This is a genomic window from Bacteriovorax sp. BAL6_X (assembly GCF_000443995.1).
In the GTDB taxonomy this organism is placed as follows: domain Bacteria; phylum Bdellovibrionota; class Bacteriovoracia; order Bacteriovoracales; family Bacteriovoracaceae; genus Halobacteriovorax_A.
In genome coordinates this window covers 240,315-255,001 of record NZ_AUMC01000010.1, presented here as the reverse complement: position 1 = coordinate 255,001, position 14,687 = coordinate 240,315, and the positions used below count along the sequence as shown (strand labels likewise).

Annotated in this window: 17 protein-coding genes; 10 read left to right on the top strand and 7 right to left on the bottom strand. The window is 37.2% G+C overall.

Annotation, left to right across the window (positions count from 1 at the left end; genetic code table 11):
* The first annotated feature begins 44 nt into the window (after positions 1-44).
* From M902_RS11765 to acpP, 4 genes are all read left to right on the top strand, one after another.
* Positions 45-1,043: a beta-ketoacyl-ACP synthase III gene (locus M902_RS11765; protein WP_021267875.1), complete on the top strand. Its 999-nt coding sequence runs from the start codon at positions 45-47 to the stop codon at positions 1,041-1,043.
* 15 nt (positions 1,044-1,058) lie between these two features.
* Positions 1,059-2,012: an ACP S-malonyltransferase gene (gene fabD, locus M902_RS11760; RefSeq protein ID WP_021268447.1), complete on the top strand. Its 954-nt coding sequence runs from the start codon at positions 1,059-1,061 to the stop codon at positions 2,010-2,012.
* A gap of 8 nt (positions 2,013-2,020) precedes the next feature.
* Positions 2,021-2,785, top strand: a complete 765-nt coding sequence (gene fabG, locus M902_RS11755; protein WP_021268615.1) for a 3-oxoacyl-ACP reductase FabG — start codon at positions 2,021-2,023, stop codon at positions 2,783-2,785.
* A gap of 86 nt (positions 2,786-2,871) precedes the next feature.
* Entirely contained in the window at positions 2,872-3,096 is a 225-nt protein-coding gene (gene acpP / locus M902_RS11750) for an acyl carrier protein (protein ID WP_021268262.1), read from the top strand.
* A gap of 50 nt (positions 3,097-3,146) precedes the next feature.
* Here the strand turns inward: acpP and M902_RS11745 are convergent, their stop codons facing one another.
* On the bottom strand, positions 3,147-3,404 hold the full coding sequence (locus M902_RS11745; RefSeq protein WP_021268670.1) for a hypothetical protein: 258 nt from the start codon (positions 3,402-3,404) through the stop codon (positions 3,147-3,149).
* A gap of 11 nt (positions 3,405-3,415) precedes the next feature.
* Positions 3,416-5,005 carry a protein-glutamine glutaminase family protein gene (locus M902_RS11740; protein ID WP_021268682.1) on the bottom strand — a complete coding sequence of 530 codons (1,590 nt, stop codon included), beginning with the start codon at positions 5,003-5,005 and terminating at the stop codon, positions 3,416-3,418.
* Between the two features lie 212 nt (positions 5,006-5,217).
* Between M902_RS11740 and fabF the strand changes: the two genes are divergently transcribed.
* The 6 genes from fabF to M902_RS11710 all read left to right on the top strand — a co-directional run bounded on the left by fabF (position 5,218) and on the right by M902_RS11710 (position 10,858).
* A complete protein-coding gene (fabF, locus tag M902_RS11735; RefSeq protein ID WP_021267772.1) occupies positions 5,218-6,477 on the top strand; it encodes a beta-ketoacyl-ACP synthase II in 1,260 nt (419 codons plus the stop codon).
* Between the two features lie 4 nt (positions 6,478-6,481).
* Entirely contained in the window at positions 6,482-7,732 is a 1,251-nt protein-coding gene (glyA, locus tag M902_RS11730) for a serine hydroxymethyltransferase (protein ID WP_021267774.1), read from the top strand.
* 101 nt (positions 7,733-7,833) lie between these two features.
* Positions 7,834-9,417, top strand: a complete 1,584-nt coding sequence (locus M902_RS11725; protein ID WP_021268083.1) for a YiiX/YebB-like N1pC/P60 family cysteine hydrolase — start codon at positions 7,834-7,836, stop codon at positions 9,415-9,417.
* A 25-nt stretch (positions 9,418-9,442) separates the two neighbouring features.
* Entirely contained in the window at positions 9,443-9,997 is a 555-nt protein-coding gene (gene nrdR, locus M902_RS11720) for a transcriptional regulator NrdR (RefSeq protein WP_232215057.1), read from the top strand.
* Complete coding sequence (gene nusB / locus M902_RS16110) at positions 9,972-10,451, top strand: transcription antitermination factor NusB (RefSeq protein WP_021268057.1); 480 nt, start codon at positions 9,972-9,974, stop codon at positions 10,449-10,451. The genes nrdR and nusB overlap by 26 nt, the downstream gene beginning before the upstream one ends.
* Before the next feature lie 2 nt (positions 10,452-10,453).
* A complete protein-coding gene (locus M902_RS11710) occupies positions 10,454-10,858 on the top strand; it encodes a hypothetical protein (RefSeq protein WP_040314752.1) in 405 nt (134 codons plus the stop codon).
* On the opposite strand, the gene M902_RS11705 is transcribed toward M902_RS11710, so the two are convergent.
* The 5 genes from M902_RS11705 to M902_RS11685 form a co-directional block, all read right to left on the bottom strand.
* Complete coding sequence (locus M902_RS11705; protein WP_021268203.1) at positions 10,855-11,619, bottom strand: HEAT repeat domain-containing protein; 765 nt, start codon at positions 11,617-11,619, stop codon at positions 10,855-10,857. The genes M902_RS11710 and M902_RS11705 overlap by 4 nt on opposite strands.
* A gap of 45 nt (positions 11,620-11,664) precedes the next feature.
* Positions 11,665-12,699, bottom strand: coding sequence for a hypothetical protein (locus tag M902_RS11700; protein ID WP_021268707.1), 1,035 nt, complete (start codon positions 12,697-12,699; stop codon positions 11,665-11,667).
* Between the two features lie 115 nt (positions 12,700-12,814).
* Positions 12,815-13,657 carry an inositol monophosphatase family protein gene (locus tag M902_RS11695; protein ID WP_021268315.1) on the bottom strand — a complete coding sequence of 281 codons (843 nt, stop codon included), beginning with the start codon at positions 13,655-13,657 and terminating at the stop codon, positions 12,815-12,817.
* Positions 13,641-13,853 carry a DNA gyrase inhibitor YacG gene (locus tag M902_RS11690; RefSeq protein WP_040314748.1) on the bottom strand — a complete coding sequence of 71 codons (213 nt, stop codon included), beginning with the start codon at positions 13,851-13,853 and terminating at the stop codon, positions 13,641-13,643. Before M902_RS11690 ends, M902_RS11695 begins: the two co-directional genes overlap by 17 nt.
* On the bottom strand, positions 13,850-14,650 hold the full coding sequence (locus M902_RS11685) for an aminotransferase class IV (protein WP_021268582.1): 801 nt from the start codon (positions 14,648-14,650) through the stop codon (positions 13,850-13,852). The genes M902_RS11690 and M902_RS11685 overlap by 4 nt, the downstream gene beginning before the upstream one ends.
* Positions 14,651-14,687 lie beyond the last annotated feature (37 nt).

Here is a 14,687-nt window from a genome sequence, read left to right as displayed (position 1 = left end):
AATAAAATAGGCGCAATTTTTTATTACCAAGATTAGGAATTTAAATGGATATTAAAGTAAAGATTAAAGGAACTGGAATCTACGCTCCAAAAGAAGTTAGAACAAATGTCGACCTAGAAAGCATGGTCGAAACAAGTGATGAATGGATTTATGAAAGGACGGGAATTCGTCAACGTCATATTTGCTCAACAGAAGGTGGCGAATGGCCAAGTGATATGGCCTACCATGCAACTCAAGATGCACTAAAAGCAGCAAACCTTGAACCGAATGATATTGATATGATTATCTTCGCTTCGGTTACTCCAGATTACAAACTTCCTAATACAGCTTGTATTCTTCAACAAAAATTAGGAATCACAAATAAGTGTGCGGCCATTGATATCGCAGCAGCTTGTTCGGGATTCGTTTACGGATTAAATATGGTAACAGGACTAATTCGCATGGGTGCTATTAAGAATGCACTTGTCGTTGGTTCTGAAATGCTATCAAGAGAAGTTAACTGGGAAGATCGAAACACTTGTATTCTTTTTGGGGATGGCTGTGGTGTTGCGATTGTTGGTGCAAACGAAGATGATGATGATTCAGATATTTTATCACTTGAACTCGGTGCAGATGGTGCAGGTAAAGAATTCTTTGACCAACCAGTTGGTGGAGCGGTTGATCCAATTACAACTCAACACCTAGACGAAAGAACTCACTATATGCAAATGAAAGGTAAAGAAATGTTCCGTGTAGCAACGAGAACACTTGCCGAAAATGCAAAAAAAGTTTTAGAAAAAGCAGGTAAAGATCTCGAAGAAGTTGATTGGCTAATTCCTCACCAAGCAAACGTGAGAATTATCGAAACTACTGGTAAGCTTCTAGGAATTAATCCTGAGAAAGTTATTGTTAATATTGATAAGTATGCAAATACATCAGCAGCAACTGTTCCAATTGCAATGCACGAAGCAATTGTTGATGGAAGAATCAAACGTGGTCAGCTATTATTGCTAGATGCATTTGGTGCGGGCTTAACGAGTGGAGCAACTCTACTTAGGTATTAATTAAGGTTTTATATTATGAAAAAAGTTGTTTTAATTTTCCCTGGTCAGGGATCACAATACGTAGGAATGGGAAAGAGTCTTGAAGGACACCCATCATTTGAATTACTTGAAAAAGCAAACAGTGCTCTCGGCTATAACCTTTCAAATATCATGCTTGAAGGCCCGGAAGAAGAGCTTACGCTTACTCAAAATACACAACCAGCAATTTTAACTTATTCAATTGGTCTATTCCAAAAGGCTAAAGAATTACTAGATGAAGCTGGCGTAGAAGTTTCATGTGTACTTGGACACTCTGTTGGTGAATATCCTGCCCTCGTTGCAGCTGGAACGCTGAGCTTTGAAGACGCTCTAAGATCTGTTCATAATCGTGGAAAATATATGCAAGAAGCTGTTCCTGCGGGAATGGGAAAAATGTATGCCGTTATGAGAGTTCCTGCTGAAATTGTTGAAAAGGCATGCAAGGAAGTTTCAACTGAAGGTAACGAGGTTATGCCTGCCAACTTTAATGAGCCAGGGCAAATCGTTATTTCAGGACATGCAGATGCCTGTGATAAGGCCGTTGCTTGGATCACAGAAAACTTCTCAGACCCACATAAGACAGTTGAATTAAAAGTTAGTGCACCATTCCACTCTAGTCTTATGAAGCCGGCCAGAGAGAATATGGCAGCATTTTTTAATGACGTAACTTTTAATAAAACGACAATTCCTTATATTGCCAATATTGACGCCAAAAAGTATCAAATTGGTACAGACGGTGAAGTTGTTAAAGAGAACCTAATCAAACAAATAGATGGTTCAGTTCTTTGGACTCAAAGTTTTGCAAGCCTAGATGATGACACTCTTTGTGTCGAAGTTGGGCCAGGACGTGTCCTAATGGGACTAGCAAGAAAGATTAACCGTAACATCAAAGTTATCTCACTAGATAAAGAAGGTGCTTTTGATGAGCTTAGGGAAGCTTTAAACTCATAGGAGCAAATATGATTGCAACTTATAATGATTTAAAAAATAAAAGAGTATTAGTAACTGGTGCAAGCCGTGGTATTGGGCTAGATATTGCAAAATCACTGGCTGCTCAAGGTGCTCACGTTATCTTCAACTACCGTGAAGGAAAAGAAGATCTAGCTAAAGAAGTTGAGGCTCAACTTAAAGGGCTTGGTGCTTCAAATGTTACAGGACTTATGTTTGATCTTAATAATGAAGAACAAATGAAAACGGCCGTAAATGACTTCGTAAAGGAATTTGGTCCAATTGAAGGTCTTGTAAACAATGCAGGTGTTTCAAAAGACACCCTTCTTCTAAGAACTAGAAAAACTGATCTTGACGCAGTAATTGATACGAACCTAAAAGGCGCTATCATGCTAACAAGTATCTGTTCACGTGGATTCTTAAAAGCTGAAAACGTATCAATTGTTAATATGAGCTCGGTTGTTGGACTTATGGGAAATGTTTCTCAGACGGCTTACGCGGCCTCTAAAGCAGGTTTAATTGGTGCAACGAAGTCAATTGCTAAAGAATTAGCTAGCCGCAACATTCGTTGTAACGCAATTTGTCCAGGCTTTATCCAAACAGATATGACAGATGCTCTTGAAGAAAAGGCCAAGGAAGCCTATATTGCTTCGATTCCAACTTCACGCTTTGGGTCAACTGAAGATGTATCAAATCTTGTGTGCTTTCTACTTAGCCAAGCGTCAGGATATATTACAGGTGAAGTTATTAAAATTGACGGTGGACTTTATATCTAGAAAAATATTAATATACTGAAATTAAATTTTTATAATAAGAGAGAGAAATTGAGTTTATAACTTAATATATTTATTAGGAGACAAATATGGAACAAAAAGTAATTCAACTAGTAGCGGATCAAACAAAAATCGATATCGCAAAAATCAATGCTACAACTTCATTCGTAGACGATCTAAACCTAGACTCACTAGACATCGTTGAGCTTATGATGAAAATGGAAGATGAATTTGATATTCAAATCCCAGAAGAAGATGCAGAAGGTCTTAAGTCTGTTCAAGACGTTGTTAAGTACCTAGAGTCTAAGCAATAATCAAAAATTAATACTTAGATAAAAAAGCCTGCAAATTGCAGGCTTTCTTTTTATAAATTTTTACAACTTTTAATCTGAAAAGTTTTGTAATCGTACTTAATTTCAACCTTCTCTTTTGATTTTATTGCCATTTGAAAGCACTTCGCATCTTTTTTGCTCGCTCGATAAAAGGGAGCACTCTCCACGAAACTAAGAGTAATTTGATCTTTCTCTAGCTTAAAAGTTGAAACATGATATTGCGATGTTGCCAGGTTGGCCGCATGAACAGATACATGGCTTAATAGTATACAAAGAATTATTTTTTTCATTTCAATTATTCCTAAAGAGTTCTCTTCTCATAATTTGCTAGTAATTCCTTTGCTGCCTTAGATCTAGCTTCGCGACTCATCATAGTGGACGCAGTTTGTGGATGATATGACTCCCTACTAGCAATTCCAAAAGCAGTCTTCCCTACACTCACAGCATCTAAGCTTGGAGGAAACCCCACATGATCGACTTTAGAAGCATCCGCCCCCATCGTCTCTAGCCACTCATTAACAAGAATCGGTTTTGAAGCAATTGCCGGATCAATGATCATCTTGGAAACTCCGCCTCTTCCATTATCAACATAAACAACAGGTGCCGTATGATAACTCCAGAAAGGATATTGTTGGTTAGGAATTTTAAGCTTTCCTGATGCCCAGGCCTTATCTGCAACAACACCTTCTTCTTCAAACATATTAACCATAAGTTCTGAACGAGCATAGCATCCGTCTTGTACATAATCCCAGGCCATCCCTTTCATTGCACGGGCCTTCTTAAAAAGTTCATTTGCTTTTTGAATTGAGATAACGCCACTAGCACGTGGACGATAGTCTTGAACTTTCTCATATGAATCAGAAGCATAGTAACTATCACCATCGCGACAGCTATTCTTCGGTAAAAATTGGCGATTGATATACTGACTATTAATATTTCCATTTACGACATCAACAAGATGAATGAAATCTAAATTGTCTCTTTCGCGAACTGATTGCCTACCAAGTCCAATAATATCTCCCTGAATCTCTTTTGGGCAATGTGGAAGAACTTTTTTTAGATAGTCACTAAACCCAGCATCCTGCATGCTAAAGAAAGTTGTAGAGTTGTTCCCCATCGCTTCAGGTGCCTTTCTTTGAATAGTAAGTCGTGACTTCTCATACTCTTCATTTCTTTCAATAACAGCACCACCAAAAGTACGAGCATACTTGATATAACTATCGTTCTTAGTGAACTGAGCATTTCCTCTCGTGTCACGAGAGTAATTGATAGGCATATAAACATTTCGGGCCGGATCAAAAATGATGTAGTGATTATCACCACATTTTTTAATAGTACACTTAGTGGCCATCTCACACTGATGATTTTTGTTATTATTATCTTGGACCCACATTTTTGTGTACGCTTGGGTTACTTTTTCATTTTGTTTTTCAATATCATTTTCAACACCTTCTAAGATATTCTGTAAGCTATCTCTAATTTCTTCTTGAGAAGGATCAATATTTCTAATCAGCGAGAAGATCGATTTTTTTGCCTCATCCATTGATTGTATACGTGCGGCCGGTGTATCAAACTCCTGAACCGCTCTTTGAGAAACAAATTGCTTACTATTAGCATTATGAAAAATAACTTCATTTCCATCACTAATTGTTCTAACGGGAAAAAGTTCTGTTTCTTTACTACTCCCATTTCGGTAGATTCCAAATAAGTGGCCACTTTGGTTTCGTTGAAGAACAACTTGAGAGTCACCGTCTTCACAGATAACAACTGGAACTTCTTCTGGGGCATTGCAACTATCAAAGCGCATATCATTGGCAAACTCTACCGAAACCTTAGCACCGAAAGTGTAAACAGATAAAATTGACAGAATTAATAGGTTAAGCTTTTTCATGGCAGTCTTATCGTATAAGTCTCTAAAAATATTAAGTTATTAATGCTTAAAATGAATAATATGTTCAACTTACTGAAATTGCGTTAAGTATTAAACAGTAATCCTTGAAAAGCGTAAAAATTAAGACCCTCTACGCCTTGTCAAAATGCCTGCAAAATTATCAAATACTAGGAAAAAAACTAAGAAGTATTAAAGAAAATAAAGGAATATACATGAGTAGCAAAAGTAGTAAGCGCGTTGTTATCACAGGCCTTGGAACAATTTGTGGACTAGGTCACAACACTCAAGAAGTTTGGAATGGATTAATTGAAGGAAAATCAGGAATCTCAGAAGCTGAAAGCTTCCCTATTCCAGATCTTGCAATTAAGATTGCTGGTGAAGTTAAGAATTTCCAACTTGATGAAGGTATCATGGAAGCTCGTGAAGCAAAGAAATATGACCGCTTCATTCACTTCGCACTTCACGCCACAGAAGAAGCACTAAAAGACTCTGGTGCGAACCTAGAAGATTTTGACAAGTACAAAGTTGGTGCAATCCTAGGTGTTGGTATTGGTGGTTTCCCGATCACTGAAGACACAGCAAAGACATTCGTTGAGCGTGGGCCTCGTCGTATCTCACCTTTTTTCATTCCAGCAATTATTCCAAATATGGCCTCTGGTGTTCTAAGCATTAGACACGGCTTTATGGGGGTTAACTATACAGTTTCTTCAGCATGCGCATCTTCATGTCATGCAATTTCAAATGCAGTTGAGGAGATTCGCTCAGGACGTCACGACCTTATGATTACAGGTGGTACTGAAGCTGTTATCTGTAACCTCGGTATGGGTGGCTTCATTAATATGAAAGCTTTCTCAAAACGTACAGATGAGCCAACAAAAGCTTCTCGTCCATTTGATGTAGATCGTGATGGTTTTGTTATGGGTGAAGGTGCTGGTGTTCTAATTCTTGAAGACTATGACAGCGCTGTAAAAAGAGGTGCTAAGATCTATGCTGAGATCGTAGGTCATGGAGCTACTTCTGATGCTCACCATATTACTGCTCCACATCCAGAAGGAGACGGTGCTTATGGTTGTATGAAGAAAGCAATCGAGGATGCTGGGATAAGGCCAGAAGATATTGATTACGTAAATGCACATGGAACTTCTACTCCACTTGGGGATGTTGCTGAAACAGGTGCTATAAAAAGAGTTCTTGGAGAAGAGCACGCTAAGAAAATTAACGTATCTTCAACAAAGTCAATGACTGGCCACCTTCTTGGTGCAGCAGGTGGTGTTGAAACTGTTTTTACAGCTCTTGCTCTTCACCACGGAATCATCCCGCCAACAATTAACTTAGACAATCAAGACCCAAAATGTGATCTTAACTACACTGCAAATACTGCAGTTAAGAAAGATATTAAATACGCCCTAAATAACTCATTCGGTTTTGGGTCAACTAACTCTTCACTTGTATTGAAGAAAATTGAGGACTAAAAGAATGTTTCATAAAAACGCCAATAGTTTAGAAAAAATGGATGAGGAAATTTTCTCATTAACAAATAAAGAATTAGCAAGACAAGAGGAAGGCCTAGAACTTATCGCTTCAGAGAACTATACATCAAAAGCTGTCATGGAAGCACAAGGTTCAGTACTGACAAATAAGTATGCAGAAGGTTTGCCAAATAAGCGCTACTACGGTGGTTGTGAAGTTGTTGACTCAGTTGAGCAACTTGCAATCAATCGCCTTTGTGAGCTTTTTGGCTGTAAATTTGCCAACGTACAACCACACTCTGGTTCTAGTGCGAATATGGCAGCATATTTTTCAATTATTGCTCCGGGAGATAAAATTCTTGGAATGAATCTTTCTGAAGGTGGCCACTTAACTCATGGCTCTCCTGTTAACTTCTCAGGAAAGTATTTTGACGTGAAGTTTTATGGATTAAATCCAGAAACAGAAATGATCGACTACGATGATGTAAGAAGAGCTGCTAAAGAGCATCAACCAAAAGTAATTGTTGCTGGTGCATCAGCTTACCCAAGAACAATCAACTTCGCAAAGTTTAGAGAAATTGCAGATGAAGTTGGAGCTTACCTAATGGTAGATATGGCACACATTGCAGGACTTGTTGCTGCAGGCCTACATCCTTCACCATTTCCACATGCCCATATTGTGACATCAACAACTCACAAAACATTACGTGGACCACGTGGTGGAATTATCATGACAAATGATGAAGAACTTGCAAAAAAAATCAACTTTAATGTATTCCCAGGGATTCAAGGTGGCCCTCTTGAGCATGTTATTGCAGCAAAAGCAGTTTCATTCAAAGAAGCACTTGATCCACAATATAAGGATTACCAAAAACAAGTTATTACTAATGCTCAAGCACTAGCAAAGCAGCTTACTGACCTTGGAATGGAAATTGTTTCAGGGGGAACTGACAACCACTTAATCCTAATGAAGACAGATCCTGCCGGTGTTACTGGAAAGGTTGCTGAAAAGGCCCTAGAGGAAGCTGGGATTACTTGTAATAAGAATATGATTCCAGGTGACAAGAGGTCTCCATTTGTAACAAGTGGTATTCGTCTTGGAACACCAGCTCTTACAACTCGTGGGATGGCCGTAGAACAAATGATACAAATTGGAACTTGGATTGTTGAGGCACTTAAAAATGCTGAAAATCAAGCCGCGCTAAAAGACATCAAAGGCCAAGTTGAAAAACTTTGTAAAGAGTTTCCTGTTTATTAATTTCAATACTTTACGGAGGATAGTCTCCTGCTATCCTCCAATATTAATAAAATCTTACTAATCTTCCGATAACTAAATGAGATTTAGTTTACGGGGATATTGTGAGAAAGTTTCATTCAAGATTTATTTCGGCCATTTTAGTTTCAACTCTTTTGTCGTCTTGTGCTTCAACGCTCGATCAAATTGAAATGACGTACGATCAATACTCTTCCGCTGTTTCTCGCTATATCGCTTCTACGGCAACAGATTACAATCCGTCTAAATTTGAAATCAACAAAGACAACTTATACAAGCTACAAGAATCTGTTGAAAAAAACCTTGTATGGCGTATGGAATTTGCTAAGGCCAAGAAGAAGAAAAGTCAGAACTCCTTAAAGTTTATCTCTCCATACTTTGATTCAAATCAAAAGATTACTACTGAACTTAATACATTTTTAAAAAATATTTCATGGGTAACTGATCCAACAACTCGTTTTGAGATCCGTACTAATCAAATGACTCAAGTTGAGCAACGTCGTGAAATTTACTTCACAGGAAATCGTAAACTTAAAAGACATGAACGAGATGTGGACTATGCCATTATTAACCCTTACGACCATAAAGGGAGTGAAATTATTAAGGCCTTAAAAGTTGGGTATATCGCCAATATTGCAATCTATGAAAACCATCTACTTTTGAAGAATAAAATTCGTGAAACCTTAAAAAATGAAAAAGATATAACACTACACAAAGAGCTAGGTGATTATTATAAGCACCTCGTACAAAAACTTGTGAAATCACCTTCTCACAAAAAACTAGCTAGACTTGCAATAATTTATCGAGATATTAAAATTTTTGAAGAGGTAAAAAATAAAACAAGAATTTCTTATTACATCAATCCACTTATTGAAGAAACACTGGTCTATAACGAATTAATCAAAGCCTATAATAAAAAGAAGAGATGGAATGAAATTCAACCTTCAATTCAAAACACTATTTCTTCAATGGCACTAAAAGATAAGAGCTATTATGTAGGATATTTTAATAAGGCCATAAAGTTTGAGAATCTAAAAGGTGGCCAAGTTACCTATATTGGGAAAACGGAGAAGGCACACTTAGCCTATCAATTAAAACCAATGGATATTGTCTTTACCCATAACAAAAATAGCTTTAATAACGCCGTTGTCGATCGCTTTTGGGATAATGTTGGTATTTGGATCGGCTCTTGGGATGAAATTGTAAAGCTTGGCCTATCTAAGCATCCTCTCGTCATTAAATATCGAAAAGAGATTCAATCTAAGAAGCTTAATTTTATTACGACAACACGAGAAGGTATTAAAATTAAAAGTATCGATTCGATGTATAACCAAGATGATCTTGCAGTTATCAGAAAGAGAAAACTCTCATATCAAGAAACAACGCAAGGAATTGTCTTGGCCCTTAGCTATATTGGCAGGCCATATGATTATAAGATGGACCCTTCAGATATAAGTCGTATCTCTTTTGCGCAACTCGTCTTTGAGTCTTTTCCACAAATAAAATGGGATAAGTCTTATGCCTATAAGCAAGAAGCTGTTTCTCCTTATAAAGTTACACAGCGCACAGGAGAAGATAAAGAGTTCTTTACTGTCATGCTGTATCGCGATGGTATCGAGGTACTCGAAGATCTTGAAGATAACTTTAGGCAGATTTCTTCCCTACAATAATTATTCATACCCTTAAAATGAGAATATGCAATGCATTCACAATATGCTAAAAATAGATATGTATTGCCCAAGTTGCCAAACACCAAACACAAAAGTTATTGACTCGAGACACCTTTCCGATGGACTAGCTGTTCGTCGAAGAAGAGCGTGCCTTAACTGTGACTTTCGTTATACGACATATGAGAAGCTCCAACTTCAAGTACCGGCACTTGTTAAGAACGATAAAAGACGTGAGCCTTATAATCGCGAAAAAATTTCGAAAGGGATAAATAAGGCCTGTCAAAAAAGACCTTTAACAACGGCGCAAATCAACCGATTAATTGACGATGTCGAAATGACTCTTTCGCAAATGAACAACATTGAAGTTCCTGCAAAGATCGTTGGTGAAGTTGTTATGGAAAAGCTCTATGAGTTAGATCCTGTTGCCTACGTTAGATATGCTTCTTTTTATTGGAACTTCAAAGATATTGATGGGTTCATTGAGAGTTTACAAAAGAGCATTGGACAATTTGGAAATTTGAAAGAAAAGTTTTTATTAAATAAGGATTCAACTAGTGAAAAACCAAGCATTCAACAATAAATCAGCGGCACGTCGTTTTGCTTTTAAATTTATTTACAAATTATTTTTAAAGGACTTTAAAGCAGAGCTTGAAGAATACAAAAATGATATTGGAAAGTTAAAGGCCGATATTGAAATGTTTGAAGAATCTTATATGAAAGAAGATGAAGAACACCATGACAATGATATCAATCCAAGTGTTCAGAACTTTGGAAACAAGCTAATTACTGGTGTTATTAAAAACTTCCCAGAGATCAAAGAAACTGCTTCAACTTATATTTTAAAAAGAAGCTTTGACTCTGTCGATGCTATTGAAAGAGCTATTCTTTGTCTTGGTACATACGAAATCAAATTTGAAGAAACTCCAAACAACGTAGCAATTAACGAGTATATCAATCTTGTAAAAAGTTATGGTAAAGATGAATCAAAGAGCTTTGTTAACGGTATCTTAGATAAGGTCAGTAAAGCACAATAACAATGGCACTAAAACACGAACTCTTCACATTGATAAATGAAAGTATTGGCGCAGTCATTTGCCTTTATGATCAACAACAAGAGAGTTCGTCCCAAGTACTTGAGGCCATCAATCACCTAGTTGATGGCACACTGGAAGAAAGAATTTTAAAATCAAAGAATAAAGACCTAATTAAAGATGGGGCAAGTCACTTCTTCTTTTCGAAGAACTATGGAGAGCAGCTCAATATCATCTTTAGCTCAATCCCAAACACTCCGTCACAAAACGAGTTAAAGCAATTTATCACTGTATTAGACGCTCAGAAGAAAACTCATATTGAAGAAAAAGAGATTGTCGTGATAAAACCAAAAGGACATGCCTTTAAGTTTCATCACCCATCATTTCAAATAAATCATTTTGAATACTAGCGAATCACAACTGTCGCTTGAGAGATCTTAGACCAGAAACGCTTCTTCTCTTTAAGGTTACCATTTGGTGCTTTTCGGCCAGTAATCTTCTCTAGAGTTTCAGAAATTTCTCTATGAATATCAGAATACTTTTCTTTTTGAATCATTGATAAAAGAGGCTTCTTAGCTTTTTCAAATTTTAAATCCCCTATTGTCGTAATAATCTCTTTTACAATATGGGCCCTCTTAGTCGATTTAAGCTTTTCATTAATATGATAATTTCTCTTATCATATAACATAGCCCAAATATTTGGAGCAAGATCAGTTAGGTTCATTCTCTTTACATTTTCAAGTGCTTGATAGCGAACAATTAGAGAATTGTCTTTTAAAGACTGCTTGTATACATCTTTATAATCTGTTTGATTTAGTGCCAGTAGTGACTTTAGAGCGGCCATTCTCATGACCCAATTAGGATGCTTTGCAAACTTAGAAATAAAAGGTGCTGACTTCTTTCCCATAACTCTACCAAGTAAGAAAGTTGCCATCCAACGGTTTTTCTCAGGATACTTTTCATCCTTCATTACATTAATTAGAGCAGCAACCGACTTACCTTTAAGCTTTAGAACTTGCTTTTTAAGCTTTTCCATATCAGCTGATTTTAAATTGTACTTGAATTGTCTTTCGAGCTTCTGTGTTAACACCGCTTGATGGGCCTTATGGTTTACAGCTGAGAACGAGTTAAAACTAACAATTAATGTTGCAATAAGAAGTAGTTTTTTCAAAAGACATCCTTGTCTAAATTATTCTATTTTTTTTAAAGGTTTATTTTAACCGAGCATTTTCTCAAATTCACTTAAAAGCTCTTCTGCCGACTTCTGCTCTGTTGCTTCATTCTCAGGAGCTTTCTCCCCTGTAACTTCAGCTGCAGCCGCAGTTGGAGCAGGAGCCTCAGCTTCTTCAATTGGCTCAGGAGCTGCTTGCGTTGTCGCTTCTTCAATTGGTTCTTCAAAAAACTCAGTCGTATTATCCGATAAACTCTCTGGCTCTGGCACTTCAACTGGCTCAGGTGCTTCGACAGGTTCTTCATCTGGAGCAATCACTTCTTCAGGCTCAGGAGAAAGATCGACTTCAGGCTCAGGATCAGGAGTTAAATCAACTTCAGGAGCTGGCGTAGATGGAGTTCCTCCACCTTCTGCTAGTTGCGCCTTTAGTTGTTCATTTTCTTGCTTAAATTTTCTAAGATCAGCAAGGTCCCCTTCAATCATTTCATATTCTTTAAGTCTTGCCTGAAGCTCATCTCTTTCAGATGAAAGAGCAGATAATTCAGCACTGTTATCACCAACTGAGGCACTTGAAGATTTTAAGACTTCAACCTGTGACTTAAGTTCCGCAATTTCAGAATTTAGGTTTGTTATGATCTGAGCAGAGTCAGAATTATCTCCTGATTGCTCAACTGCACCAAGCTGTGCTTCAAGGTCTCTAATAAGTGAGTCTTTATTTGCGATCTGTCCGTTTAATGCAGCAATTTCTGCATTCTTACTTGCTAACTGAGCTCCATCAACATTTCCAGTTGGAAGGCTACCACCAGGAACAACAGAAGGAATCCCTTCTCCAGCCTCTAGTCCGCCACCTCTAAACAGAGAAGACTTTAAAGCATTTGAGTTTTGAATAACTGAGTCGAGATAGCTTTTTAAAACATTCGCTGGAATTTGATGTTGTAACTCCTGCATACGTTTTCTTGTATAAAACCAATAAACGACGATGACACAAATTAAAAGTATAAGAATAGAGAATAAAATATAAAAAACGTTGTCACTAACGTACATCATTTCTCTTGATAATCTCGTGATAGAATTCGTCACTTTTTAATCCTTTTAATATATAAACCTCTGATTATTTTAACATAATCAGCGCCATTTAAAAGATATGAAAAAATAGCAAAAATGAACCTATAATGTAGGACATAAATAGAGTCTTTTAGTCGGAAACCATTTCATTTAACTTCTCAAAAAGTGGATTTCTGCCCACAATTATTGTCTTTGAAAAGATATTATGATCATGACCATTATACTCAGTTACTTTAGCACCTGCTTCTGAGCAAATAATCTTTCCTGCAGCAACATCCCAAGGAGCAAGCCCCTTTTCCCAGAACCCATCAAAAATCCCGCGAGCTACATAGCATAGATCAATGGCCGCTGAACCAAGTCGACGAACAGCAGAGATATTAACCATGACTTTTTTAAATTTTTTAAATTCATCATTGAATGGCTTTCCCTTTTCCGTAGCAAATCCAGTCGCTAAGAGAAAGCCACGCTCTCTTGAACGTGTTTTCTTAAGTCGAGTTTTGTCCTTCCCTTTAATCAGAAAAGCTCCATTCCCCTTTGTCGCACAATAGAACTCCCCTTTTTCAGGAATATAAATGACACCAACTATAGGCTGTAGTTTGTACGTAAGAGAGAGACATACACAGTAGTGCTCTAATCCGTGGACGAAATTATTTGTTCCATCCAGCGGATCAATAACCCATAGATAGTCACTATCTTGGTATTCTTTAAGGTGCTTATAATCACCTTGATACTTATGGTAGAAGTCTTCTTCCGCCAGCACAGGAATATCAGCACGAAGTTTATAGAGTTGATTGATAATATAGCCTTCAGACGCATGGTCAGCAGCTGAGACTGCTCCTTGAGCGTCTTTGTAACTAATTGAAAGATTTGAAAGATCTTTTTGAAAAGGTTTTAAAATTCTTCCGGCACCACGTGCTATCTTTATTAATTCGCCTTCAATGGCAATAAGTTCACTCTTAGTAATCTTCTTCATCCTGTCTCTTTTTAATGACGGCCTCTAAGTCAGACTCAGAAAGAGGCTCCTGACTAGCAACTGTATAATTTTCTGTAAGCCACATTCCTAAGTCAACCATCTTACATTTCTCACTGCAAAATGGACGGAATTCACTTGAATAATAATTAAACTCTTTTGAGCATTCAGGACATTTAACCTTTAAAATTTTTGTCACCAAATTTCTCCGTAAAACTCATTAACTAATTTTTTAATTTCTATATCTTCAGTATATGCTACTTCGTTGATAGTTGAAATATGCCTAATGCCATTAAATGAACTTGTTGTGAAACAACTATCAAATTCATGTAATTCGGCCGCATGAACACGCATTTCTCTCAAGGGGCGTCCTAGCTTTTCTAACATGAATTTTACCCTCTCGAGAGAGATTCCATCAAGTACACCAAATTCTGCAATTGGAGTTATATAATCATCCCCTTTCTTGAGAATAATATTTGCCGTCGGAAGTTCCAATATATAAGACTCATGATCAAGCAAGAGAACATCATCATAGCCTTGGGCCAGACTTTCTTTCCTAAGTTGAAATTGATATTGATAATTACTTCGTTTTAAAAAGTCGGGAAAATTGCGATCAGGGTAATAACAATGAGAGTTTAACTTTAGTGAACTCTTAAGCTGATCTTTTTCAACTGCCCAAATCCAATATTGAATTGCACCAGAGAGCTCACGATAGAAAGTAATCCTTAGGTAGGCATGAGGGATTGAACTAAAATCTCCAAGTATTTTTGCCGTGGCCAGCTGAGCTTCATCGATAATTGAACTGTCAAATTCTTTTGGCCAACAATATTGAAATGACTTTTCCAATCTTTGACGATGCTGGTCCCAAAAGATCGCCTTGCCACCTTTTACAAGAACTGTCGTAAAGAAAGAATTCCCCCAAAGATTTCCCTCATTAATTAATGCATCACGTGCAGTTAAACCTTTCTTAGAAAAATAGATTACTTCCTGTGCCATAACTTCCCTTATTGTTTCAATCCATGATATCTAATTT

Excerpts from the sequence above, each read along its gene's own strand:
- M902_RS11765 (WP_021267875.1), top strand. The coding sequence starts at position 45 with ATGGATATTAAAGTAAAGATTAAAGGAACTGGAATCTACGCTCCAAAA.
- fabD (WP_021268447.1), top strand. The coding sequence starts at position 1,059 with ATGAAAAAAGTTGTTTTAATTTTCCCTGGTCAGGGATCACAATACGTA.
- fabG (WP_021268615.1), top strand. The coding sequence starts at position 2,021 with ATGATTGCAACTTATAATGATTTAAAAAATAAAAGAGTATTAGTAACT.
- acpP (WP_021268262.1), top strand. The coding sequence starts at position 2,872 with ATGGAACAAAAAGTAATTCAACTAGTAGCGGATCAAACAAAAATCGAT.
- M902_RS11745 (WP_021268670.1), bottom strand. The coding sequence starts at position 3,404 with ATGAAAAAAATAATTCTTTGTATACTATTAAGCCATGTATCTGTTCAT.
- M902_RS11740 (WP_021268682.1), bottom strand. The coding sequence starts at position 5,005 with ATGAAAAAGCTTAACCTATTAATTCTGTCAATTTTATCTGTTTACACT.
- fabF (WP_021267772.1), top strand. The coding sequence starts at position 5,218 with ATGAGTAGCAAAAGTAGTAAGCGCGTTGTTATCACAGGCCTTGGAACA.
- glyA (WP_021267774.1), top strand. The coding sequence starts at position 6,482 with ATGTTTCATAAAAACGCCAATAGTTTAGAAAAAATGGATGAGGAAATT.
- nrdR (WP_232215057.1), top strand. The coding sequence starts at position 9,443 with ATGCAATGCATTCACAATATGCTAAAAATAGATATGTATTGCCCAAGT.
- M902_RS11710 (WP_040314752.1), top strand. The coding sequence starts at position 10,454 with ATGGCACTAAAACACGAACTCTTCACATTGATAAATGAAAGTATTGGC.
- M902_RS11695 (WP_021268315.1), bottom strand. The coding sequence starts at position 13,657 with ATGAAGAAGATTACTAAGAGTGAACTTATTGCCATTGAAGGCGAATTA.
- M902_RS11685 (WP_021268582.1), bottom strand. The coding sequence starts at position 14,650 with ATGGCACAGGAAGTAATCTATTTTTCTAAGAAAGGTTTAACTGCACGT.